Here is a 23,045-nt window from a genome sequence, read left to right on the forward strand (position 1 = left end):
AATTGAAGGCTCTTTTTTATTCTGACCGCTAGGAGACGCAATGTCGGAGACCGAGAATTTAGACCAAGTCAGGCAGCGAATGGAACAGCTCACCGATGAGCTGGAAAAGCATAACAAGGCTTACTACGTTGACAATAATCCGACGATTTCCGATGAGCTTTACGACTCGATGTTTCAGGAACTTTCGCGTCTGGAAGCTCAGTATCCGCAGTTCAAAAGTCTTTTTTCTCCAACCCAGAGGGTGGGTGCTGCCGTACAGAGCGAACTCTCCAAAGTCCGTCACGCCGTGCCGATGCTTTCCATCTATACGGAGACTGACTATACGGCTGAAGGCGCCTATAACTTTGAAGCGCGTATGCGCAGAGAGCTTGAGCTGCCCGAGGATGTATCGATTGAGTACGATACAGAGCTGAAATTTGACGGTTTGGCGATTAACCTCCGATATGAAGACGGTATTTTGGTTCAGGCGGCAACGCGCGGGGACGGTTATACGGGCGAAGATGTGACCGCCAACGTCAAAACGATCCGTACGATTCCGCTTAGGGCTGAGGGACTTCCGAAGGTTTTTGAGGTCCGCGGTGAGGTCATCATGCATAAAGCGGTTTTTGAGCGTCTGAATGAAGAACAGAAGGCGCTCGGCCTGAAACTTTTCGCCAATCCCCGTAACGCGGCTGCGGGCAGTCTGCGTCAGCTCGATCCGGCGCTGACCGCGAAAAGAAGCCTGAATTTCTATGCGTACGGTTTTGGCGAAGTCTCTGAAATGCCGGTGTCCTCTCAGTCGGAACTGTTGGCCTACCTCAAAGGAAAAGGTTTCCCGGTCGCTCCTGAGCACGGTCTGGCGCACAATCCGGAAGAGCTTCAGGCTTTCCATTCGCGTGTCGCGGAAATTCGTCAGGATCTTCCTTTTGACATCGACGGCGTGGTTTACAAAGTCAACAGTTTTGACCGTCAGAAGCAGCTTGGATTTGTGTCCCGCGAACCCCGCTGGGCATGTGCGCATAAGTATCCGCCGGAAGAAGTACAGACGCAGGTGCTCGATATTACGGTCCAGGTGGGAAGAACCGGAAAACTGACTCCGGTCGCTCGGCTGAAGCCGGTGTTTGTCGGCGGCGTTACCGTCAGCAACGTATCCCTCAACAACGAAGAGTTTTTGGAAAAGCTGGGTGTCAAAATCGGAGACACCGTCGTCGTCCATCGTGCCGGCGATGTGATCCCGGAAGTGGTGCGAGTGATTCCCGAACTTCGGCCGGCGGATGCGAAAGATTTTGTGATGCCGGAGATTTGTCCGGTCTGCGGTTCTCATGCCTATAAAGAAGAAGGCGAGAAGGATCGCCACTGCAGCGGAGGTCTCTTCTGCAAAGCTCAGCGTGTACAGGCTATTCTGCATTTTGTCAGCCGTACGGCGATGGGCATTGACGGCATTGGAGAGAAACTCGCAGAACAGCTCATCCACGCTGATTTGGTGAAAACCGTTGCGGACATCTACAAACTGAAGAAAGAAAACCTGCTCGGCCTCGAGCGCATGGGCGAAAAATCCGCGGAAAAGCTTCTTGCCTCTATTGAAGCGTCCAAACATACGACTTTAGAGCGGTTTATTTACGCGCTAGGCGTTCCGGAAGTGGGAGAGGCGACCGCACGGACGCTGGCGTCGCATTTTGGCGCGCTGAAGAAGATTGAGGAAGCATCGCTTGAGCAACTGATGGAAGTCGAAGACATTGGTCCGGCGGTTGCCGAATGCATTCTGCATTTCTTTGCCGAACCGGTGAATCTGGAAGTTATCGGCGCACTGATTGAAGACGGCGTAACGTGGGAAGAAAACCAGGGGACTAAGGACGAGGATCTTCCGTTTAAAGGGATGACTTTTGTTTTAACAGGCTCTCTGCCTACACTCTCTCGTGATAAGGCGAGCGACTTAATCCGAAAATTCGGCGGCAAAGTCAGCGGCTCCGTATCGAAGAAAACCGCTTATGTTCTCGCAGGTGAGGCGGCCGGTAGTAAACTTGCTAAAGCGCAGGAGCTTGGTATTAATATCATTTCTGAAGAAGATTTGTTTAAATTAATCAATCGGGGGGGGGGGACAACACGGATGTCTAATGTTTACGCTTTGATCGGAGGCAGCAGACTCGATCACCTCAGCCGGCTCGAAGGCCGCATGATCGACAGGATCGATACTCCGTACGGCAAAGAACCGGTGGAGCTGACTCGCGGTCAGATTGACGGCCTGGAAGTGGTGTTCCTTTCTCGGCACGGCGTCAAAGAGAAAAAGCCGCCTCATATGATCAATTACCGAGCCAATATCTGGGCGCTTTCGACATTTAAGCCCAAGGCGATTATCGCGCTGGCTTCGGTGGGAGCCGTGCTGGTTGAAGATGAAATCGGCACTGTCGCGATTCCGGATCAGATCATCGACTACACTTGGGGCCGTGAGACCTCGTACAACACCGGCAAAGAGTCTGTCATCAATTTCATTGATTTCACATATCCGTTTGATATGGATCTTCGCGATGAAATTGTGCGTATGGCCGACATCATGAATTTACCGATTGTTGACGGCGGTACCTATGCGGTGACACAGGGTCCGAGATTGGAAACCGCGGCAGAAATCGATCGCATCGATCGTGACGGCGGCCATTATGTCGGTATGACGCTGATGCCCGAAGCATGTCTCGCTAAAGAACTGAATCTGCCCTATGCCGCTATTTGTCAGGTAGTAAATCCGGCTGCCGGCAGAGGGGCTTCCGCTAATTCTGTTGAGATTGCTTCGAATGACGAAGAACTCAATAAAGTGACCGATCAGTGCGTAGATTTAGCGATCAAGACCTTTGTAGAGCTCAATCGCTAGACTTCGAGTACCTCTAAAATCGCGGTTTCAAGTTCTCCGCAGAATGCGGGATCCTGAAGCCGCGGACTTTCTATTAAGAAAATATCTTCAACTCTTTCGCCGAGCGTGGCGATACGCGCGGTCAGCAGGTTCAATTTAAACCGAACAAACACGGTCGCAACGGATGCGAGAAGCCCAAGCCTGTCGGTTGCTACGACAGACAGCAGGTAGATGCGTTCGGAGGCATCGGGACGAAGTGTGACGCTCGGCGTGATCGGGAACTGTCTGGATTGTCTGGAAAGACGCCCCTGGACAGGCGGCTGAAGTTTTTCGCCGCTGTCGATGAGGCGCGCGAGTTTTACTTCGAACTCTTTGAGCGTTGCTCCGAAAGTCGGATCCGATTCATCGTCCGTAACAATGAATGAGTCGACGACTCTGCCGTCTTTGCCGGTGTGAATTCTCGCCTCCAGAACCGACAGGTTCGTTCTCTGCAGGGCAGAGACAATCTGAGCGAACAGTTCCGGCCGGTCCTTTGTAAAAACCAGAATTTCGTGGGCGTGTTCCAAACCGCGCAGAGGACGTGCAGCGACAAAGGAATGCTCGGACTCAAGGTGCGGAAGCAGCGTCTTGGCATGCCAGACGATATTGCGCACTGAATGCTTCATAAAATAGGCGACGTCAAAATTATCCCAAAACGCATTGATTCGTTCGGTGTCCTGCGCCGAGAATTTGCAGAGCGCAAGCGCATCCTGACGGCGGCGTGCGACCAGCATGCCGCGGGTCATCTTCCTGCCTTTAAGAATTTTGGCGGTTGATAAGAATAAATCCTGAAGCAGCTGAGCCTTCCACGCGTTCCATATCTTATGGGAGGTCGCACGAATATCACAGACAGTGATGAGGTAGAGGCCGACCAGACGGTCCAAATTTCCTACTTTCCGAGCAAATGCCTCGACAACCTCCGGATCGGAAATATCCTGTTTCTGAGCAACCTGACTCATGGTCAGATGTTCTCGCACCATAAACTCGATGTACTCGGCATCATCGCTTTTAAGGTTTAGACGCCGGCAGAGATCCCTAACAATCTCCGCGCCGATTTTGCTGTGGTCTCCGCCTCGGCCTTTGCCGATGTCATGATAAAGAAGCGCAAGTACCAGTCGCCAATTATCCTTCAGCGATACCATCAGCTCCGTACACATGGGCAGTTCATGCGCATTTTCACTGTGAGTGAAATTTCTGAGGTAGCGGATCGCGAGCAGCGTGTGCTGATCTACGGTGTAGGCGTGGAAAAGATCGTGCTGCATCTGACCGACTATTTTCTTGAAACCCGGCAGCAGCCTTCCAAGCACACCCCAGTGATTCATCTCATTGAGCGCATGCCAGACGCCGCGGCGGCCCTGAATGATTTTTAGAAATGCCTGCAGGTTTTTCGGATCCTCACTCCAGGATTCATCCATCAGCATGTGTGCGCCAAAGAGCGCTCGGTAAAGACGTGATGATTTACGGGCGATCTCAGGATGCCGCTCCTGAATCATAAAGGCCTGAAGAATTCGCGTGCGTGATTCCTCGAACGCATTGTCCGAAGCGATGTCGAGGACTTCTCCGCGGACAGTAAAACCGTCGATCAGATCAAGGGGCGGTCCGCTGTCAGTGACAAAACGCTCTTTGACCGCTTGAAGAATAATACTGTTGAGTTGCCCGATGGTTTTGGCGTTGACATAAAAACGCTGCATCAGGATTTCGCTGGCTCGACGGCCGGGGACGCCGCTTAGTCCTAGTTTTTTGGCTAACGGCTCCTGGATCTCAAATACCAGTCGGTCTTCGTGCCGGCTCGTGAGCAGGTGCATGTGTATTCTCAGTCGGTACAAGTTAACGCGCACCATTTCCAAGAGGTCGCATTCACGCCTCGTGATTAGGCCGGAGCGGTGTACTTCGTCAAAAGTCGCGCCGAATTTTGCAGCACGAAGTACCCAGATGAGAATATTCAGATCTCTGAGGCCGCCGGGAGATTCCTTGATATTGGGTTCAAGCGTGTACGAACTCTCGTGGTATTTAAGATGACGGTGTTCCTGCTCAATAAATTTAGCTCGGTAGAAGGATTTGAAATCCAGACTCTTCTCAAGTTCGGAGGTATAGCGTTTAAAGAGTTCCGAATCGCCCGCGATTAACCGGGATTCCAACATCGCGGTTTGGGCCGTGATATCTAACCGTGCCTGTTCGATGCACTCATCGAGTTTGCGAACTGAGTAACCGACGGTCAGTCCGAGCGACCAAAGCTCTCCGATAACGGCACCGACAGAGTTAAGTTCGGAATCCAGCACGTCATCCGGGAGTAAAAAGAGAAGGTCAAGATCCGAGTAGGGAAAGAGCTGCTCTCTTCCGAAGCCGCCGATTGCGACGACCGAGATTCTGGAAGAGAGCTCCTTAAGTTTCAGAATTTCGCGGACCGCTTCATCTGCCGCCCGCGAATGTTCGAGAAGATATTTATCGGCATCATTCGTCTCTGCGAAATCATTAGCCAGCTGCTGTCGAGTCTTTTTGAAGTTGTTGATGATTTCACTGATCTGCATATGCCGAAATTGTTTCGTTACTTGGTTTTAACCCAGGAGGGGACTGCGGGGCTGCCTTCGGATACGGTGAGGACTTCCCAACCGGTATCAGTGACCAGCACGGTATGCTCCCACTGCGCGGAAAGACTTTTATCCTTGGTCACGGCGGTCCAGCCGTTGGAGAGGATGGTGAGCTCTTTGCGCCCGGCGTTGATCATCGGTTCGATCGTAAAAATCATACCGGGCTTCATTTCCGCTCCGGCACCCATTTTGCCGTAATGAAGAACCGGAGGCTCCTCATGGAATCCGACGCCGACACCGTGGCCGGTGAATTCTTCGACAACGCTGCAGCCCTGAGCGTGCGCAAATTTCTGAATAGCGTAGCCGATATCGCCGAAGTGTGCGCCGGGTTTGACCATTTCAATGCCTTTCCACATCGCATCGTAGGTGACAGCAATCAGATGGTTGGCGGCGATGGAGCATTTTCCGACGCAGAACATACGGCTTGTGTCACCGTAATAACCGTTTTTAATAACCGTGACGTCAATATTAAGGATGTCTCCCTTTTTGAGAACCTTGGGTCCCGGGATGCCGTGGCAGACCTGATGGTTGACCGAGATGCAGGTTGCTTTAGGGTAAGGGATGCTGTGGTCCGGGTCATATCCGAGGCATGCGGATTTATCCTTCAGCACATCTTCGGTGTAGCGGAGCATCAAATCATCAAGATATTCGGTTGTTACTCCGGGTTTGACAAACGGAGTGATGTAGTCCAGAACCATTGAAGCGTCTTTGCAGGCTTCGCGGATTCCCGCGATTTGTTCCGGCGTCTTTATAAGAATTTCTCTTTTAGCCATTTAAATTCAGTTCTCTCTATTTATAGAAACACAGATGCGCGTTATTTTAGTTGATCTCAATATCGAATTAATGTGCCGCTCGGCACTATGGGCGTTGAATTTTTATTGAGACGCCAGCGCGCATCGGTTTGTAATTTATTGTTCGTTCTGCATAATTTTTTTCTTTTCGTGCTAGAATCCCGCGGTCTTCGAAATATTCGAAAGACGAATTATTTTTTATTAGCGCAGCCTCGCAAACAGGGTTCCGGTCGGAATAGGTGAGGCTGTTGGAATTAAACCCTTAAGGAATTACAAATATGTCATCTCTGAGCATGCGTGAACTGCTCGAAGCTGGTGCACATTTCGGTCACCAGACTCGTTTTTGGAACCCCAAGATGTCCCAGTACATTTTCGGTTCCCGCAACAAGATTCACATCATCAACCTTGAAAAGACCGTCGCCAAATTCGACGAAGCCGCCAAGTTCCTGACAAACCTGGCTGCTCAGAAAGGCACGATCCTCTTCGTTGGTACAAAGCGCACATCTCGTGACGCCATCGTAGCTGAAGCCACACGCTGCGGTATGCCTTACGTTGATCAGCGCTGGCTCGGCGGCATGCTGACAAACTTCAAGACTGTTAAAGTTTCCCTGAAGAAGCTCAGAGAAATGGAACAGCTCGTTGCTGACGGCGGCCTCGAGAAAATGACAAAGAAAGAAGCGCTTGATTTCACACGCGAACTCGAGAAGCTGAACAAGGCCATGGGCGGCATCAAAGACATGAACGGTCTGCCTGACGCTCTGGTTGTTGTTGACGTCGGCTACCACAAGATCGCTATTCAGGAAGCCAACAAGCTTGGAATCCCTGTTGTCGGTATCGTCGATACAAACCACAATCCGGCCGGTGTTGACTACGTCATCCCGGGCAATGACGACAGCGCTCGCGCCGTTGCTCTGTACACCAAGGGTTTCGCTGATGCGATCCTTGCTGGCAAGAACAAGAATCTTGACGAAACTGTCAAGGCTGCTAAGGCCGATGACTTTGTTGAAGAAACCGTCGTCGAAGAAAAGGCTGAGTAATTTAGCCCCTTCACATAGGTAGTCTTGAGAGGGGCGTTTTCGCCCCTTTCTTTTAATCCGATTTTTTACTTTTTAAGGAAAATACAATGGCTGTTGTAACTGCCGCTATGGTCAAAGAACTTCGTGTTAAAACCGACGCTCCGATGATGGAGTGCAAGAAGGCTTTGACAGAAGCTGACGGTGATCTTGCAAAAGCAGAAGAAATTCTGCGCGTCAAGCTTGGCAACAAAGCAACTAAAGCTGCCAGCCGTATTACTGCTGACGGTGTTGTTGCGATCTACATTGATGAAAACGGTAAGAACGGCGCTATCGTCGAGCTGAACTCTGAAACCGACTTCGTTGCGAAGAACGAAGATTTCATCGCTTTCGCCGATGAAATCGCCAAACTCGTTGCCGATCACAAGCCGACTGATCTTGAAGCTCTCGGTCAGCTTAAGATTGGCGACACCACTGTCGAAGAAAAGCGTAAGGCGCTTATCGGCAAGATCGGTGAAAACATCACTGTTCGCCGCTTCCAGATCCTTGAAGGCAAGGGCAAGCTCTCTACATACATCCACGGCGGCTCCAAGATCGGCGTTATCGTTGACGTTATCGGCGGTACCGATGAAGTCGCTCATGACGTCGCGATGCATATCGCCGCTTCCAAGCCGAAAGCTCTTGACCAGTCCGGTATTCCCGCTGAACTGATCGAAAGAGAACGCCGCGTTGCGATTGAAAAAGCTCACGAAGCCAACAAACCTGAGAACATGATCGAACGTATCGCTGAAGGCTCCGTTCAGAAGTTCCTCAAAGAAGTTACGCTTCTTTCTCAGCCGTTCGTTAAAGACGACAAGCAGACAGTTGGTCAGCTTCTGAAGTCCAACAATGCTACAGTATCTTCATTTGCCCTCTTTGTAGTTGGCGAAGGTATGGAAAAACGCTCCAACGACTTCGCGGCTGAAGTTGCTGCTCAGGTCGCTGCTGCGCGCGTTTAATTTCTCTTAATTCGGAGCAAAAGATGAGTGAGACTGGACAAACAAAGACAAAACGGATTCTTCTTAAATTATCCGGCGAAGCCCTGATGGGCGACAAAGCCTTCGGTATTAACCGCGACACGCTGAAAAGCATCGTCGGTGAGATATCTGAAGTTGTGAAATTGGGTGTCCAGCTTGCCATCGTAGTCGGCGGCGGCAATATCTTCCGCGGTGTTGCGCTTGGTTCAACCGGTATGGACCGTGCCACCGGCGACTATATGGGTATGCTCGCCACCTGCATGAACGCTATGGCGCTTCAGGATGCGCTGCGCAACAGCGGCATTGAAGCCCGCGTTCAGTGCGCTCTTGATATTGATCAGGTTGCTGAGCCGTATATTCGCGGAAAAGCCCTGAGTCATCTGAAGAAAGGCCGTGTTGTGATCTTTGCCGCCGGTACCGGCAATCCGTTCTTTACAACGGATACCGCCGCAGCGCTTCGCAGCGCTGAAATCGGCGCCGATATGGTGCTGAAGGCCACACAGGTTGACGGAGTTTATTCTGCAGATCCGAAAAAAGATCCGGACGCTAAGCTCTATAAGTCCATTTCTTTTGATGAAGCGATTCAGAAGAAACTGAAGATTCTTGACGCGACCGCGTTTACGCTGTGCCGCGATCAGGGCATGCAGATCCGCGTCTTCAATCTGCACAAACCGGGCGCGCTCAAACGCGTTGTGCTCGGAGAAGACGAGGGCACGCTCGTTCATCTCTAAGCTCTGAGAGAATTGAACCATGGGCCGGGAATTTCCCGGCTTTTTTCATGCATTAAAAAGCCCAGACAGGCCGGGCGGTATAAAGGATGAATACAGAGGAAGTGTTATTTGCTTTCTTTGTGTTCTTTCTTCTCTTCTTTCATTTTGTTTTCGGCTTGGATCTTTTCGCGAAGTTCATCGCTTTTTTGTTCCTGATCCTTAAGAATGCCGTTGAACATTTTTTCGATTTTTGCCATGTCTTTCTCCTCTTACATCGACGCTTCAGAATAGCGCAGAGGCTAAAGTGCGCAGGCTCCTGCCGCTCGAATCGAGCAGAAAGAGCGGCGGGAAAAGACTTGCGTCAAATGGTAACTTTTTATAGGGCTTGCGGCTGTCATCCGTGTGGAAAACCATGATAAACTCAAAAGATTAAGACGTTACGAAGACCGCATCCGCTTGACAGCGGAATTGATTTACCAGCAAGAAATTAGACAGGTTACTGATATATGACAACAAAAGAGATTTTTTCACAGACTGAACATCACATGAAGCGTTCCATTGAGACGCTTAAAGACTCTTTTATGAAGATTCGTACAGGACGCGCTCATACTGGCCTGCTCGAACATATCACTGTTGATTACTACGGCTCACCGACCCCCATCAGCCAGGTTGCCCAGCTTGGTCTTGCCGATGCGCGCACGATCACCGTTCAGCCGTGGGAAAAGAAAATGGTTGCTGTTGTTGAAAAAGCGATCTGCAATTCCGACCTCGGTCTGAATCCTGCTACATCCGGCGATGTTATCCGTGTTCCGATGCCTCCTCTGACTGAAGAGCGCCGTCGTGATCTTACAAAAGTCGTCCGCGGTGAAGCCGAAGACTGCAAGGTTGCTGTCCGCAATCTGCGTCGCGACGCCAATACCAAGGTCGCCGCTCTTCTGAAAGAGAAAGAGATCACTGAAGACGATGAGCGCCGCTCTAATACGGAAATCCAGAAACTCACCGATAAGTACATCGGAGAGATCGATAAGCTTTCCGCAGAGAAAGAAAAAGAAATTATGACCGTTTAGTACGGTTCGCACCCTATGCCGGGTAGTAATACAAACGAAAAGCCATGTGCTCGGGTGCCCCGGCACGTGGCTATTGTTATGGACGGCAACGGAAGATGGGCAAAAAAGCGTATGCTTCCGCGTCTTGTCGGACATCAAAAAGGGGTAGAGAGCGTTCGTCGTGTGCTGCAGGTCGCCGCGAAAGCCGGTGTCTGTCATCTTTCTCTGTTTGCCTTTTCCAGTGAGAATTGGAACCGACCGAAAGAGGAAGTGCAGGGCTTGATGAAGCTCTTTCTTTCGTCTTTGCGCAAGGAAATTGAATCGCTGCATAAATCCGGCGTTCGGATCCGATTTATCGGCGATTTGAGCGCTTTTTCCGCAGAACTGCGCAGAGAAATAGACGAAGCGGAGCGCAAAACTGAGAACAATAAAGCAATTACGCTGAATCTCTGTATTAATTACGGCGGCCGCTGGGAGATTTTAGAGGCGGCAAGAAAGATCAGGGACAGCGGCGCAGAGTTTACACAAGAGCAGCTGAGCGCAAATCTGCCAATGGCAGAGTCCGGTGATGTGGATCTTTTTATCCGCACCAGCGGAGAGATTCGGATCAGCAATTTTATGCTCTGGCAGCTTGCCTATAGTGAACTTTATTTCACAGACATCCTGTGGCCGGATTTTGGTGAAAAAGAATTTTCCGATGCTTTAGCTTGGTATGCAGGCAGAGAGAGACGTTTTGGCCAAACATCGGAACAAATTAAAGAATCGTCTCGAAAGGAATAGACGTATGCTTCTGCAAAGAGTCATTACAGCGGTTGTTTTGCTGATTATCGTGATCGGAGCCCTTCTTATTTCTCCGCTTGCGTTTACCGCTGTTGCCGCCGTCGCGATCGGATGCTGTTTTTGGGAGTGGCTGCGCCTGTGCCGCTGGAACTCCGCGCTTGCCGGAGTCTGCGGGGCATTAGCCGCTTGTTTCTTCTTTTATATTGAATATGCTTCTCCGGCCTTTCTTCAGGGGCTGCAGAGCGGTACCGGCCTGATGGTCATCACCTGTGCGGCGACGGTTCTTTGGGCTGTTATTACTTTGCTTGTCTTCACACGCAGAACAACGGGCTGGCAGGTAAAACCGATTTTCGGTTCAGTTCTGGCCTGGGTTATTCTGCCTGCGGCATGGTTCTCTCTGATGTACCTGTTCCGTTCAAAGGGACCGATCTACATGCTTTCGGTTTTAGCTATTGTGTGGGTTGCCGACATCGTGGCTTATTTCGGCGGCCGCGCAATGGGCGGACCGAAGATGGCTCAGGGGATCAGTCCGAAAAAGACTTGGTCGGGCGCGCTGACGGCGTTTGTCTGCGTGATTGCGCTTTCGTATGTCCTTTATTGGGCTCAGCCTTCTTTCCCGCTCTGGAGCAATTCGATTATTTCGGGCCTGGATATTTGGGCCTCCGACTTGGTGCTCTTTATTGCGGTTCTTTTTTCCATTGCCGGAGATTTGTTTGAGAGCGCGCTCAAGAGATCCGTCGGAATTAAGGACTCAAGCAATCTTCTGCCCGGTCACGGCGGCTTTTACGATCGCCTGGACGCCCAGATGAGCGTTCTGCCGTATTCTGTTTTTGTTCTTCTGTTTCTTCAAGGCTTCTAATCTGCGACCATGCAAAACGTAGCGATTCTCGGAGCGACGGGCTCCATTGGAAAAAGCACGCTGGATGTGCTTGAGCTCTATCCTGACAAATTCCGTCTGTATGCGGTCACCGCGCACTCCCGCGTAAAAGAGCTCGCAGAGATTGCCAAGCGGTTTAATGTTTCTTTGGCGGTGACTTCGGATCCGTCGAAATTAGAAGCGCTGAAGGAAGCCCTGGCGGCGATCGGCTGCAATGCACGGGCTGAAGCAGGCGCCGAGGCGGTTGCTCGTCTAGCGGCCTCGCCGGAAGTTGATATTGTCGTAGGTGCCATTGTCGGCGCAGCTGGCATTGTTTCTACATTCCGCGCGGCGGAAGCCGGCAAGAAGCTTTTGCTTGCCAATAAGGAGAGTGTGGTCTGCGGCGGCAAACTTCTCATGGACACCGTTAAGCGGTGCGGTGCGACGCTGATGCCGGTGGACAGTGAACACAACGCGATCTTCCAGTGTCTTGTGGGCGAGACCGAACGTTCGCGTGAAAAAGCACGCATTATTCTGACCGCTTCAGGCGGTCCTTTCCGAACCAGAAAAGACCTTTCCGACGTGACGATCGAAGAGGCGACGCATCATCCGAATTGGTCGATGGGACGCAAAATTACGGTGGATTCCGCCACGCTGATGAATAAGGGGCTGGAAGTCATTGAAGCGCGCTGGCTGTTTGACTTTCCGCCCGAACGCATTGACGTGGTGGTTCATCCGCAGAGCATCATTCACTCAATGGTTGAATACGAGGACGGCGTTGTGATCGCTCAGATGGGCGCGCCGGATATGAAAAACACGATTGCTTACTCTTTAGCGTATCCGGATCGATTTACGGCAGGAGTGACCCCGTTAAAATTTTCTCAGATAAAAACATTGACTTTTGAAGACCCGGATTTAAATCGTTTCCCTCAGCTCGGCTATGCCTATGAAGCGCTTAAGATGGGCGGTTCGGCCAGTATTGTGCTTAATGCCGCCAATGAGATCGGTGTTGAGGCGTTTCTTGAGGGACGTATCGGCTTTACGGATATTGCCGTTTTGTGCCGCTCCATGATGTATGGTTTCCAGCCGCCGGCTCCGACAACTCTGGAGGAAATTCTTGAGACGGACAGACAGGCAAGAGAGCTGGCTCGGGCGTGGGCAGACGGATATCCCGAACATCGGAGAGATAAGAATTGACATTGATGACGACAGTAATCGCTTTTATTGTCACCATCGGAGTTTTGATCACTTTTCATGAGGCGGGCCACTATTTAGCGGCACGCCTTTGCGGTGTCAAAATTTTGAAATTTTCGATTGGTTTTGGCAAACCGCTTTTCTCATGGAAAAGAAAAAATGACCCGGACGGGACTGAGTGGTCCGTAGCGGCGCTTCCGCTCGGCGGATATGTCCGTATGCTTGACGAGCGGGATCCGGCCTGCCTGCCGATAAAACCGGAGGACGCGGACCGTACGTTCGGTTCCAAGTCGGTTTGGCAGAGATTTTTCATTGTGGCCGCAGGCCCGGCTGCGAATCTGATTTTAGCGGTACTGCTTTTTGCCGCAGTGTTTATGGTCGGCAGCGTACAGCCGCTTCCTGTAACTGCGGAACCTCCCGCCGGAACGCCGGCGGCTGAGATTGGTCTTCATCGCGGAGATCAGATCGTGAGGGTGGACGGTTCAGCCGTAAAGAGTTTTGCCGATCTTCGTTTCGAGCTGATTAACAAATTCGGCAAAGAAGTTCCTATTGAAGTGCATTCCCCCAACGGAGCGGAGTTTGAGCGCACGCTGGATTTGAGAAATGTCGGTTTTGACTCTCTCAGCCAGGATGACGATCCGCTGACCCGTATCGGTCTGTCTTTGCAAGTCAGCCGTCCCATTATTACCGGATTTGTCGGAGATTCCGCTGCCAAAGAAGGCGGCCTGGAAGTTGGTGACGAAGTCATCAGCATTAATGGCAAAGCAGTTCCAATGCCCGCTGACCTGGTCGAAGCGGTTAAAAAGTCGCCCGGCATGCCGTTGGAATTTATCGTTGATCGCCAAGGGAAAGAGTTTAAATTCCGCGTAACACCTTCAGCACATCTTGAAGCCGACGGAGAAGAAGCCGGACGCATCGGGGCTTCCATTGGCGTGGATTACCCGAAAACAAAAGTTGCATACGGTTTTTTTGAAAGTTTGCTTCAAGGCGTACGTAAGACATGGGAGACGGCCTCAGTTTCTCTGAAAATGATCGGATTGATGTTTACCGGAGATGTTTCGGTAAAAAACATTTCCGGTCCGGTTTCTATCGCCGATTATGCCGGACAGTCCGTCCAGCTGGGCTTTATCCCGTTTTTATCCTTCCTTGCCGTCATCTCGGTAAGTTTAGGAATATTGAACTTACTACCGATTCCTATGTTGGACGGGGGCCATCTCCTGTATTATTCTCTCGAAATGATTAGAGGCAAGCCTGTATCCGAATCTTTTCAAAGTGCAGCCCAAAAAGTTGGGATTGCTGCTTTGTTAGGTTTGACTGTGCTCGCTCTTTTTAATGATTTGACGAGGCTTTTTTCATAGTTTTAAGAGAGCCGATTTTTATTAAGAATTTATGCCTTATCCTAAGAAAATTACGTTAGCCTGTCTGGGCGCGCTTATGGCAGCTCAAGTGTGGGCCCAAGGACATGTGATCAAAGACATTCGTCTTGAGGGTATTTCCAGAACAGAAGCCGGCACCGTCTTTTCGCATCTTCCTATTCGAGTTGGCGACACCTACACAGCTGAGCTCGGTGCCATGTCCTTGAGATCGCTTTATGCCTCCGGTATGTTCCAGGATGTTCAGCTTGATATGGACGGCAACGTTTTAGTGGTCCGTGTTCAGGAACGCCCGACGGTCGCAAACATCCATACCACCGGTATTGCGGAGTTCGATTCAAAAGGTGTTGAAAAATCGCTTAGATCGGTCGGACTTTCTGAAGGTTCTGTTTTTGACAGAGCGGTTTTGGATAGGGCTGTTCAGGAATTAAGAAGACAGTATTTGACCCGCGGAAGATATTCCGCGGAGGTCAAAACAACGGTGACTCCGGTTGAGCGCAACCGTGTACGCGTCAATATTGACGTTGATGAAGGAACGACTTCCAAGATTCAGCAGATTCGATTCATCGGCAACAAGGTTTATTCCGAAGGTGACCTTCGCGACGAGATGCAGCTTGGTACGCCGAACTGGTTCTCCTGGTACACAAAACGCGACCAGTATTCAAGAGAAAAGCTGGAAGCTGACTTGGAAGCCATCCGTGCGCTTTACAACAACAACGGTTATCTGGATTTCAAGATTGACTCCACTCAGGTTTCCATCAGCCCGGACAAGTCCGGTATTTACGTCACCATTAACGTTGACGAAGGCAAGCGCTACAAGATTAAAGGCATTCGTCTGACCGGCGACATGCTCGGTCTGGAACCTGAGTTTGAAGAGCTGGTTGATATTAAACCGGGCAGCGTTTACAACGCTTCGGCCATTAATGCTCTGGGCAAAAAGTTCACCGATAAGCTTTCGACGGTTGGTTACGCCTTTGCAAGAGCCGTTCCGTCTCCGGTTGTCGATCCGGAAAATGACGACGAAGTCACGATTGTTTATACGATTGACCCGGGCAGACGCGTCTACGTTCGCAACGTGCTGATTTCCGGCAACACTCGCACGCAGGACGAAGTCATTCGCCGCGAAGTTCGTCAGTATGAAGCCAGCTGGTTTGACAGCGATAAAGTCGCGGTTTCGCGAGACCGTATCGACCGTCTCGGCTTCTTCGAAACCGTGACGGCTGAGCCGACTCCGGTAGCCGGTTCTCCTGACGAAGTGGATTTGAACGTGCATGTTAAAGAACGTCCGACCGGCAACATTTCCGTCGGTGCGGGCTACTCTACTTCCGAGGGTATTATTCTTTCGGGCGGATTCTCGCAGAACAATATTTTCGGTACCGGCAACTCTCTTTCTCTTGAAGTCAATACTTCCAAGAGCTCCAGAACCTATGCCGCAAACTTTACGCAGCCGTACATTACGACTTCCGGCATCAGCCAGTCGTTTGAAATTTACGACCGCCGCTTAGACCTGGATGAGTTGGAAATTACCGACGACGTTAAGTACGAAACTTACGGTGCCGGTGTGACATACGGTATTCCGATCACTGAGAACGATCAGATTTTCCTTGGCGGAAAATTTGAAATGACGGACGTGACGCTTGGAGCCAATGCGCCTCAGCGTTACCGTGAGTATGTTCATGACTTCGGTGACAAGCCGAAATCGGTCGCGCTGACATTGGGCTGGTCCAGAGACAGCCGAGACAATATTCTTGCTCCGACCAGAGGTCGTTATCAGCGCTTGTTCGGTGAAGTGTCCATGCCGGTTCTTGACCTGAGATACTACCGTGCAACGTATCAGTTCCAGCAGTTTGTGCCAATTACGAAGTCGATTACATTCGCGTTTAACACCGAGCTTGGCTACGGTGACGGCTATAACGGCAAAGAGTATCCGTTCTTCAAGAACTTCTACGGCGGCGGTATCGGTTCTGTCCGCGGCTACGAAACTTCATCTTTAGGTCCTCGTGATTCTGACGGCGATGCTTCCGGCGGTAACCGCAAACTGAACTTCTCGATTGAGCTTCTGACACCGATCCCCGGAGCAGACCGTACACTGCGTATGTTTACATTCCTTGACGGCGGCTGGGTCTGGGGCCGTAAAGCCAATTACTCCAGTGACGGTTCCCTTCTTGGGTACCAGAAGGACAGACTGGACCTCGGAGATTTGAGATACTCCGTGGGTGTCGGTTTAGCCTGGATTTCGCCGATGGGACCGCTTAAACTGAGTTTCGCGTTCCCGCTGAATAAGAAGAATTCCGACGAACTTGAAAGATTCCAATTCCAAATTGGTACAGGTTTCTAGTTAATTGTGGCACAATTAGAAAATTGTGTAGGAGATACATTCATGCAAAAAAAATGGTTGGCGGTTGCTCTTGCTTCCGCATTAGTTTGCTCTGCTTCGACAGCAGTCCTTGCAGACGAAGTTAAGATTGGAGTCGTTAACACAGAAGTTATTCTTCGTGATTCTCCTGCTGCACAGGCTGCGAGCAAGAAACTGGAAAGCGAATTTTCCAAACGCGACAAAGAGATCAACGCTGCCGGTCAGCGTTTGAAGAGCGATTTCGAACGTTTTGAAAAGAATGCTCCGACCATGACTGATCAGGAACGTCTGCGCAAACAGCGCGATCTTCAGGATCGTGACCGCGACTTCCAGCGTCGTCAGCGCGAACTGCGTGAAGACTTCAACCAGCGCAGAAACGAAGAACTTCAGAAGCTTCTTCGTCAGGCCAACACGGTCATCAAGAACATTGCTCAGCGTGAAAAGTATGATCTGATTCTTCAGGAAGCGATTTACGTCAATCCGAAGATTGATATTACAGATCAGGTCCTGAAAGAGCTGAAGTAATTTTCCTCATTACAACAAGCAGGCCCGGTGTCTGCTTGTTGTCTTAAGTGCGCAGTCCGCACCCATTGCGGCTTAAACTGACACCGGGTTTCAAAGAACAGATTTTTGTTCTCCGTGCAGTTAAGCTAAATTTTTTGCCACGGAGGCATAATCATGAACCAGCAGACAGAACCGCTCACACTGCTAGAGTTGGTGGATCGCATCAAAGAGAAGAGCAACGACACGCTCCTCAGCACGATCAGCGCCAACGGCGGTTCGGCAAAAATTCACTCTATTGCTCCGCTTGAGACAGCGGGATTCGGCGAAGTTGCATTTCTCGCCAACAGCAAATACCGAGATGCGGCTAGAGACAGTAAAGCGACCGCGTTAGTTCTTACCGAAGAAGATAAAAAGACGATTTGGGGCGAAGACGAGCCTGAACGCATTCTGGTTGTCACACGCAATCCATACGCCTGGTTCGCCCTTGCGCTTCAAGTGATGTTCCCGCAGGTCAAAGCACAGCCGGGCATTGATGCAAGAGCGGTTGTCGAAGAGGGCGCTGAGATTGATGAATCCGCAACCGTCGAAGCCGGAGCCGTTATTCGCAAAGGCGCCAAGATCGGTGCCCGCTGCTTTATCGGGGCCAATTCCGTCATTGGAGAGGGCACGGTCATCGGCGAGGATTCGCATATTTATCCGAACGTCAATATTTATTATGGCTGCAAAATCGGCCCGCGCAATATTATTCATTCCGGCGCGGTTATCGGAGCTGACGGCTTCGGTTTTGCGCCGCTCGATCGCCGTTATGTCAAGATTCCTCAGATCGGCGCGGTAGAAACCGGAGAGGATGTTGAGATCGGCGCGAATACCTGTATTGACCGCGGCGCGCTTCTTAGTACGACGATTGGCGACGGCACCAAGATCGATGACCTGGTCATGATCGGTCACAACTGCAAAGTCGGCAACAATGTTGTTTTGTCGGGCCGTACGGGTCTTGCAGGCAGCACAACGATCGGCGACAACGTTCAGGCCGGCGGCGGCTCAGGCTTTGCCGGTCATTTGAAGGTCGCGGCCGGCTCAATTATCGGCGGCGGCGCGGGCGTTCCCGGCAATATTGATAAACCGGATTATTATGCAGGCTATATTCCTGCTATGCCGCACAAAGAGTTTTACAACATTCTTTCCGTTATCAAACGGCTTCCTGAAATTCGCCGTCAGCTTAATCGCCTGTCGGCTAAGATTGATTCTTTAACTGAGAAATAATATGCAAGACATTAATGACATCATGAGGCTTCTGCCGCATCGTTATCCGTTCCTTCTGGTTGACCGCGTACTTGAGACCAACGGTGTGGATAAACTGATTGCCATTAAAAACGTGACGGTTAATGAGCCGCAGTTTACCGGTCACTTCCCGGGCGTTCCCGTAATGCCGGGTGTGCTGATTATTGAAGCGATGGCTCAGGCCTGCGCGATGCTCGCATTTGCGCGCATGGGCGGAGAGCGTGATCCGGAAAAGCTTTTCTATTTTGCGGCGATTGACAACGCTCGCTTCAAACGCGTTGTCATTCCCGGCGACCAGCTTCGCTTTGAATGTACTTTCCTTCGAGAAAAAGCCGGCATGATCAAGATGCACTGCGACGCGACTGTTGACGGTCAGCTTGCTGCCTGCGCCGACATGATGTGTTCTTACCGCACCCCTAAAAAGTAAAGGCTGAATATGGCTAATATTCATCCATCATCCATCGTAGATCCTGCTGCGAGAATTGCGGACGATGTTGTCATCGGTCCCTTCTGCACGATCGGCCCGAATGTGGAGATCGGCGCAGGCACGACGCTGCAGAGCCATATCGTCGTGACCGGCCATACGGTGATCGGAGAGCGCAATAAAATTTACGCGTTTGCCGCCATCGGTATTGATCCCCAGGATAAAAAATACCGCAATGAGCCGACTCGCCTGGTGATCGGAAACGATAACGTCATTAGAGAGCACTGCACGCTCTCAACCGGAACGATTCAGGATCATTCACTCACGCAAATCGGCGACGGCAACCTTTTGATGGCGAACGTGCATATCGCGCATGACTGTGTGGTTGGCGACGGCACGATTATTGCCAACAATGTTGGACTTGCCGGTCACGTGCATGTCGGCAATGACGCAATCATCGGCGGTCAGTCCGGCGTACATCAGTTTGTGCGCATCGGGCGCGGAGCAATGCTCAGCGGCGGTTCGATGGTTCGTCAGGACATTATTCCTTACGGCATGTACCAAGGTTATCCTGCGGCTCCGTTCGGCATCAACGTAGAAGGCATGAAGCGCCATGCATATACTCACACGGCGATTCGCGCCGCTCGTCAGGCCTACCGTTTGATTTTCCGTGACGGCAATACGATTGCTGAGGCGGTCACTGCGATTAACGCTCTTGCGGACAGTATTGACGACGAACAGGCAAAGAAGGTATGCGCACTGATGCGTGACTTTATTGAGTCTTCACCGAGAGGGATTGCCCGCTAATGGAGAAACTCACATCCAACTCGATCGTATGGACCGCCGGAGAGAACAGCGGAGACTACTTGGCTTCGCGTGTTCTTCCTTCGCTTTCCGAGGCATTCCCGCAAATGGCGATGGAGGGTATCGGCGGAGAAAGAATGGTCGCCGACGGTCTTCAGAGCTGGTACAGCGCGAGTGAACTCTCTGTGCGCGGCTATCTTGAAGTTGTGCGGCATTTGCCGAGAATTCTGAAGATTCGCCATGACGTGATACGCCGCACGCTCGAAAATCGACCTGCGGCATACATCGGCGTGGACGCGCCCGACTTTAATCTGGCGATTGAAGAAAAAGTGCGTTCAACCGGCATCCCGGTCGTCCATATGGTTGCGCCGGCTGTTTGGGCGTGGCGTCCGCAGCGTATCCATCAGATTAAAAGGGCGGTTGATCACTTGCTGCTGGTATTTCCTTTTGAGGAAAAAATATTCCGCGAAGCCGGCATCAGCTGCACGTACATCGGTCATCCGCTTGCGGATTTAATTCCGATTGAACCTGACACGCTCGGTGCTCGTGAGAAGATCGGTTTAAAAACAGTCGGACCGGTGATCGCGATTCTTCCCGGAAGCCGTAAAGACGAGATTAAATGGTGTGCGCCTGAATTCTTCGGCGCGGCGGATTTGGTGCTTAAATCAGAACCCACGAGTCGTTTTGTGATTCCCGCGGCTGACGCTAAACGTAAAGAAGAGATTCTGAAGGTTTTGGATCAGTTCCCGGCGGTGAAAGAAGCGTCTTTAATTTTAGACGGGCAGTCTCACACGGCAATGGAAGCTTCGGACGCGATTTTGGTCGCAAGCGGAACAGCGACACTTGAGGCGGCGCTCTATAAGAAGCCGCTGGTTATCGGCTACAAGATGCCCGCGTTGTCGGCGATGCTGATCTTGTCCAAGGGACAGACAAAGTGGATCGGACTTCCGAATATTCTGGCGCAGAAATCCCTGGTCCCCGAGTGCGTTCAGATGTTCTGCTCTCCTGAAATCCTTTCCTCCCATCTTCTGCATGCGCTTGAGCCCAAGCGGCAGGAAGCTCTGAAAGCGATTTTTACCGACATTCATCATTCGCTGCTGCGTCCGACGGCCCAGCTGACAACCGAGGCGATTGAGAAGGTTCTGAAGCGCTGATGGATTATTTATTTGATTTTGAGCCGCAGGGGCTGGTCTGCGGGGTAGACGAGGCAGGCAGGGGCCCGCTTGCAGGACCTGTCGTGGCCGCGGCCGTTATACTTGACCCGAATAACCCGATCGAAGGTCTGCGCGATTCAAAAAAGCTGACTGCGCATGTCAGAGAGCGTCTCGCGGTAGAAATTCGGGAAAAAGCGATATGCTGGGGGATCGCGGAAGGTACTGTCGCAGAAATTGATTCTCTGAACATTCTTCAGGCGACGATGCTCGCAATGAGAAAAGCGGTGCTTCAGCTGACACATAAGCCCGATATCGTACTGGTGGACGGGAATCGCCTTCCGGAGCTGCCTTTTCGCGCGGAACCGATCGTTAAGGGTGACGATTTAATTCCGGCGATTTCCGCCGCCTCCATATTGGCGAAAACCTTCCGCGACGCTCAAATGAAAATTTTTGCGGAAATGTATCCGAGATACGGTTTTGAAAAGCATTCCGGATACGGAACGGAACTTCATCTTAAGATGCTCAATAAATGGGGCCCTTGTCCGATTCACCGGCTGACGTTCGGCCCGGTAGTGGAAGTGGCAAAACGTTTTGAGCGAAAAGCAGATCGATTAAAGAGGAAACAGCAGCGATGATAAGAGTGCGTGCAACAAGCGGAGCGAATGAATCTTTAAAACGAGCCAGACGTCTGCTTAAATATCCGAGACTTTGCCGTAGGACCGGCACAACCTTAGCAGAAGGTCTGCATCTGGCCGGCGAGCTCTGCAAGCATCCTGAATTAATTCGTACGATTTTTATCCGTGAGGGAGCAGACAGAAATCACGAGCTTCGAGCTGTTCTGGGAAAGCTTGAGCATTTGAACATTTATCTTTTGGAGCTGCCCGCAGCACATTTCGCTTCGATTTGTCCGGTGGAGAACGGTGCGGGTATTGTCTGTGAGATTTCTACTCCCGTGCCGCAGGAACAAGTCGGGCACGGGGATATTGTTTTTCTTGACGGAGTTTCCGATCCCGGCAATGCGGGCTCGATTATTCGGCTTTCTCTTGCCGCCGGCGTGTCAACTATCGCGGTGTCGGATCAATGTGCCTACATTTGGGGTCCGAAAGTATTAAGAGCGGGGATGGGGGCTCACTTTTTCTGTCGATTTATTTTCGGAAAATCTCTGAAGTCGATCAAAGAGGAGAGCGGCAATCAGTGTTTGGTCGCTGACGCACGAGGCGGAAAAGATTTGTTTGCCGAGAACTGGGGCGAGAGGCCCACGATTTGGGTGTTTGGCAATGAAGGCGCCGGTGTTTCGCAGGACAGTCTGCAAAATTCCGACATAACGCTTTTGATTCCGATTGACAGACGGGTCGAGAGCCTTAATGTGGCCTCGGCCGCGTCTGTATGCTTATTTGAGCAGCGTCGCCGCAGGCTGCTGAAATCGGCTACATAGACATCATCGGATCCACGTTGACCTTGAGTTCGAGAAGGATCGTGGCCGAAATTTCCTCAATGGATTTTGTCGTGGAGGACAGGAATTTAATTCCTTCGTTATCCATCATTCTTTCCGCTTCGTACACTTCGTAGCGGCAGTTTTCTAATGACGCGTAGCGCGAATTCGGTCTCCTTTCGCTGCGGATCTGAGAGAGGCGTTCAGGAGCAATCGAGAGTCCGAAAATCTTTCCCTTGCAGCTTTCCAAAGCGGGCGGAAGTTCTCCGCGGTCAAAGTCCTCGGGAATAAGAGGATAGTTTGCGGCCTTGATGCCGTACTGCATGGCCAAATAAAGACTTGTCGGTGTTTTTCCGCTTCGCGATACGCCGACAAGGATGACATCGGCTTCCTCAAGGCCATTGTTAGTCTGTCCATCATCGTGAGAAAGCGTGTAATTAATAGCGTCGATACGGCGGTTGTAACGATCCTGATCTCCGATTTCATGACTCTTTCCGACGGAGTGGTCGCTCGGGACGCCGAGTTCACGCTCAAGCGGGCCGACGAAGGATCTGAACAGTTCAATAACGAAGGCGTTGCAGTATTCGTTGAATGTGGAAGCGAGAGAGCCGGCAACTAATGTTGAGAACACAATCGGGCGCACGCCGGTTTCTTTTTCGATTTCATTAATTCGAAGAGCGGCAGCCTTAGCTTTTTCGTCGGTATTGACGAACGGCATTCTAAAGCGCTGATATTTCAGGCCGTGGAACTGTGCCAATACGGAGTTTGCCAGCGTTTCAGCCGTAATAGCGGTTGCATCCGATACAAAAAACACGGTACGCTGCTTCGGCTTTCCCTGATTATCGGTTCCGATAGAAGTCATA

Annotated in this window: 21 protein-coding genes; 17 read left to right on the forward strand and 4 right to left on the reverse strand. The window is 51.2% G+C overall.

The annotated features are described in order from the left end of the window. The first annotated feature begins 40 nt into the window (after nt 1–40). Complete coding sequence (gene ligA / locus AC6I1F_RS03850) at nt 41–2,842, forward strand: NAD-dependent DNA ligase LigA (RefSeq protein ID WP_497801607.1); 2,802 nt, start codon at nt 41–43, stop codon at nt 2,840–2,842. Here the strand turns inward: ligA and glnD are convergent. Continuing rightward, nucleotides 2,839–5,388: a [protein-PII] uridylyltransferase gene (gene glnD / locus AC6I1F_RS03855; RefSeq protein ID WP_290432835.1), complete on the reverse strand. Its 2,550-nt coding sequence runs from the start codon at nt 5,386–5,388 to the stop codon at nt 2,839–2,841. The two genes, ligA and glnD, sit on opposite strands and share 4 nt — an antisense overlap. A 17-nt stretch (nt 5,389–5,405) precedes the next feature. After that, complete coding sequence (gene map, locus AC6I1F_RS03860; protein WP_160334135.1) at nt 5,406–6,221, reverse strand: type I methionyl aminopeptidase; 816 nt, start codon at nt 6,219–6,221, stop codon at nt 5,406–5,408. A gap of 296 nt (nt 6,222–6,517) precedes the next feature. On the opposite strand from map, the gene rpsB reads away from it, so the two are divergent. From rpsB to pyrH, 3 genes are all read left to right on the forward strand, one after another. Continuing rightward, entirely contained in the window at nt 6,518–7,276 is a 759-nt protein-coding gene (rpsB, locus tag AC6I1F_RS03865) for a 30S ribosomal protein S2 (protein ID WP_160334134.1), read from the forward strand. Between the two features lie 86 nt (nt 7,277–7,362). Beyond that, the gene (tsf, locus tag AC6I1F_RS03870) at nt 7,363–8,250 is read left to right on the forward strand and encodes a translation elongation factor Ts (RefSeq protein WP_290432836.1); all 888 of its coding nucleotides are present in this window, start codon (nt 7,363–7,365) and stop codon (nt 8,248–8,250) included. A gap of 23 nt (nt 8,251–8,273) precedes the next feature. Next, entirely contained in the window at nt 8,274–8,999 is a 726-nt protein-coding gene (gene pyrH, locus AC6I1F_RS03875; protein WP_251451299.1) for a UMP kinase, read from the forward strand. A 104-nt stretch (nt 9,000–9,103) separates the two neighbouring features. On the opposite strand, the gene AC6I1F_RS03880 is transcribed toward pyrH, so the two are convergent. Beyond that, nucleotides 9,104–9,235, reverse strand: a complete 132-nt coding sequence (locus AC6I1F_RS03880) for a hypothetical protein (protein ID WP_255453124.1) — start codon at nt 9,233–9,235, stop codon at nt 9,104–9,106. Between the two features lie 288 nt (nt 9,236–9,523). On the opposite strand from AC6I1F_RS03880, the gene frr reads away from it, so the two are divergent. The 13 genes from frr (at nt 9,524) to AC6I1F_RS03945 (ending at nt 22,185) form a co-directional block, all read left to right on the forward strand. After that, on the forward strand, nt 9,524–10,045 hold the full coding sequence (gene frr / locus AC6I1F_RS03885; RefSeq protein ID WP_497801788.1) for a ribosome recycling factor: 522 nt from the start codon (nt 9,524–9,526) through the stop codon (nt 10,043–10,045). Between the two features lie 15 nt (nt 10,046–10,060). Then, the gene (gene uppS, locus AC6I1F_RS03890) at nt 10,061–10,804 is read left to right on the forward strand and encodes a polyprenyl diphosphate synthase (RefSeq protein WP_289163510.1); all 744 of its coding nucleotides are present in this window, start codon (nt 10,061–10,063) and stop codon (nt 10,802–10,804) included. A 4-nt stretch (nt 10,805–10,808) separates the two neighbouring features. Next, on the forward strand, nt 10,809–11,663 hold the full coding sequence (locus tag AC6I1F_RS03895; RefSeq protein WP_160334129.1) for a phosphatidate cytidylyltransferase: 855 nt from the start codon (nt 10,809–10,811) through the stop codon (nt 11,661–11,663). A 9-nt stretch (nt 11,664–11,672) separates the two neighbouring features. Next, entirely contained in the window at nt 11,673–12,857 is a 1,185-nt protein-coding gene (locus AC6I1F_RS03900) for a 1-deoxy-D-xylulose-5-phosphate reductoisomerase (RefSeq protein ID WP_290432838.1), read from the forward strand. Between the two features lie 5 nt (nt 12,858–12,862). Next, a complete protein-coding gene (rseP, locus tag AC6I1F_RS03905) occupies nt 12,863–14,212 on the forward strand; it encodes an RIP metalloprotease RseP (RefSeq protein ID WP_160334127.1) in 1,350 nt (449 codons plus the stop codon). A gap of 31 nt (nt 14,213–14,243) precedes the next feature. Beyond that, nucleotides 14,244–16,565, forward strand: a complete 2,322-nt coding sequence (gene bamA, locus AC6I1F_RS03910) for an outer membrane protein assembly factor BamA (protein WP_370593384.1) — start codon at nt 14,244–14,246, stop codon at nt 16,563–16,565. Nucleotides 16,566–16,607: 42 nt separating this feature from the next. After that, nucleotides 16,608–17,108 (forward strand): OmpH/Skp family outer membrane protein, encoded by a 501-nt coding sequence (locus AC6I1F_RS03915; protein WP_160334125.1) that lies wholly within the window; start codon nt 16,608–16,610, stop codon nt 17,106–17,108. Nucleotides 17,109–17,261: 153 nt separating this feature from the next. Then, nucleotides 17,262–18,350, forward strand: a complete 1,089-nt coding sequence (lpxD, locus tag AC6I1F_RS03920) for a UDP-3-O-(3-hydroxymyristoyl)glucosamine N-acyltransferase (protein WP_290432839.1) — start codon at nt 17,262–17,264, stop codon at nt 18,348–18,350. Between the two features lies 1 nt (nt 18,351). After that, on the forward strand, nt 18,352–18,795 hold the full coding sequence (gene fabZ, locus AC6I1F_RS03925; protein ID WP_160334123.1) for a 3-hydroxyacyl-ACP dehydratase FabZ: 444 nt from the start codon (nt 18,352–18,354) through the stop codon (nt 18,793–18,795). 9 nt (nt 18,796–18,804) lie between these two features. Then, on the forward strand, nt 18,805–19,599 hold the full coding sequence (gene lpxA / locus AC6I1F_RS03930; RefSeq protein ID WP_251569881.1) for an acyl-ACP--UDP-N-acetylglucosamine O-acyltransferase: 795 nt from the start codon (nt 18,805–18,807) through the stop codon (nt 19,597–19,599). Beyond that, the gene (lpxB, locus tag AC6I1F_RS03935; protein ID WP_290149317.1) at nt 19,599–20,750 is read left to right on the forward strand and encodes a lipid-A-disaccharide synthase; all 1,152 of its coding nucleotides are present in this window, start codon (nt 19,599–19,601) and stop codon (nt 20,748–20,750) included. Before lpxA ends, lpxB begins: the two co-directional genes overlap by 1 nt. Beyond that, entirely contained in the window at nt 20,750–21,385 is a 636-nt protein-coding gene (gene rnhB / locus AC6I1F_RS03940; protein WP_160334120.1) for a ribonuclease HII, read from the forward strand. Before lpxB ends, rnhB begins: the two co-directional genes overlap by 1 nt. After that, nucleotides 21,382–22,185, forward strand: coding sequence for a TrmH family RNA methyltransferase (locus tag AC6I1F_RS03945; RefSeq protein WP_160334119.1), 804 nt, complete (start codon nt 21,382–21,384; stop codon nt 22,183–22,185). The genes rnhB and AC6I1F_RS03945 overlap by 4 nt, the downstream gene beginning before the upstream one ends. Here AC6I1F_RS03945 and ppsR read toward each other — a convergent pair. Then, nucleotides 22,178–23,044, reverse strand: coding sequence for a posphoenolpyruvate synthetase regulatory kinase/phosphorylase PpsR (ppsR, locus tag AC6I1F_RS03950; RefSeq protein ID WP_160334118.1), 867 nt, complete (start codon nt 23,042–23,044; stop codon nt 22,178–22,180). The two genes, AC6I1F_RS03945 and ppsR, sit on opposite strands and share 8 nt — an antisense overlap. Nucleotide 23,045: the final 1 nt, after the last annotated feature.

The organism is Parasutterella sp. St.1A3, from assembly GCF_059728705.1.

Excerpts from the sequence above, each read along its gene's own strand:
- ligA (WP_497801607.1), top strand. The coding sequence starts at position 41 with ATGTCGGAGACCGAGAATTTAGACCAAGTCAGGCAGCGAATGGAACAG.
- glnD (WP_290432835.1), bottom strand. The coding sequence starts at position 5,388 with ATGCAGATCAGTGAAATCATCAACAACTTCAAAAAGACTCGACAGCAG.
- map (WP_160334135.1), bottom strand. The coding sequence starts at position 6,221 with ATGGCTAAAAGAGAAATTCTTATAAAGACGCCGGAACAAATCGCGGGA.
- rpsB (WP_160334134.1), top strand. The coding sequence starts at position 6,518 with ATGTCATCTCTGAGCATGCGTGAACTGCTCGAAGCTGGTGCACATTTC.
- tsf (WP_290432836.1), top strand. The coding sequence starts at position 7,363 with ATGGCTGTTGTAACTGCCGCTATGGTCAAAGAACTTCGTGTTAAAACC.
- pyrH (WP_251451299.1), top strand. The coding sequence starts at position 8,274 with ATGAGTGAGACTGGACAAACAAAGACAAAACGGATTCTTCTTAAATTA.
- AC6I1F_RS03880 (WP_255453124.1), bottom strand. The coding sequence starts at position 9,235 with ATGGCAAAAATCGAAAAAATGTTCAACGGCATTCTTAAGGATCAGGAA.
- frr (WP_497801788.1), top strand. The coding sequence starts at position 9,524 with ATGAAGCGTTCCATTGAGACGCTTAAAGACTCTTTTATGAAGATTCGT.
- uppS (WP_289163510.1), top strand. The coding sequence starts at position 10,061 with ATGCCGGGTAGTAATACAAACGAAAAGCCATGTGCTCGGGTGCCCCGG.
- AC6I1F_RS03895 (WP_160334129.1), top strand. The coding sequence starts at position 10,809 with ATGCTTCTGCAAAGAGTCATTACAGCGGTTGTTTTGCTGATTATCGTG.
- AC6I1F_RS03900 (WP_290432838.1), top strand. The coding sequence starts at position 11,673 with ATGCAAAACGTAGCGATTCTCGGAGCGACGGGCTCCATTGGAAAAAGC.
- rseP (WP_160334127.1), top strand. The coding sequence starts at position 12,863 with ATGACGACAGTAATCGCTTTTATTGTCACCATCGGAGTTTTGATCACT.
- bamA (WP_370593384.1), top strand. The coding sequence starts at position 14,244 with ATGCCTTATCCTAAGAAAATTACGTTAGCCTGTCTGGGCGCGCTTATG.
- AC6I1F_RS03915 (WP_160334125.1), top strand. The coding sequence starts at position 16,608 with ATGCAAAAAAAATGGTTGGCGGTTGCTCTTGCTTCCGCATTAGTTTGC.
- lpxD (WP_290432839.1), top strand. The coding sequence starts at position 17,262 with ATGAACCAGCAGACAGAACCGCTCACACTGCTAGAGTTGGTGGATCGC.
- fabZ (WP_160334123.1), top strand. The coding sequence starts at position 18,352 with ATGCAAGACATTAATGACATCATGAGGCTTCTGCCGCATCGTTATCCG.
- lpxA (WP_251569881.1), top strand. The coding sequence starts at position 18,805 with ATGGCTAATATTCATCCATCATCCATCGTAGATCCTGCTGCGAGAATT.
- lpxB (WP_290149317.1), top strand. The coding sequence starts at position 19,599 with ATGGAGAAACTCACATCCAACTCGATCGTATGGACCGCCGGAGAGAAC.
- rnhB (WP_160334120.1), top strand. The coding sequence starts at position 20,750 with ATGGATTATTTATTTGATTTTGAGCCGCAGGGGCTGGTCTGCGGGGTA.
- AC6I1F_RS03945 (WP_160334119.1), top strand. The coding sequence starts at position 21,382 with ATGATAAGAGTGCGTGCAACAAGCGGAGCGAATGAATCTTTAAAACGA.
- ppsR (WP_160334118.1), bottom strand. The coding sequence starts at position 23,044 with ATGACTTCTATCGGAACCGATAATCAGGGAAAGCCGAAGCAGCGTACC.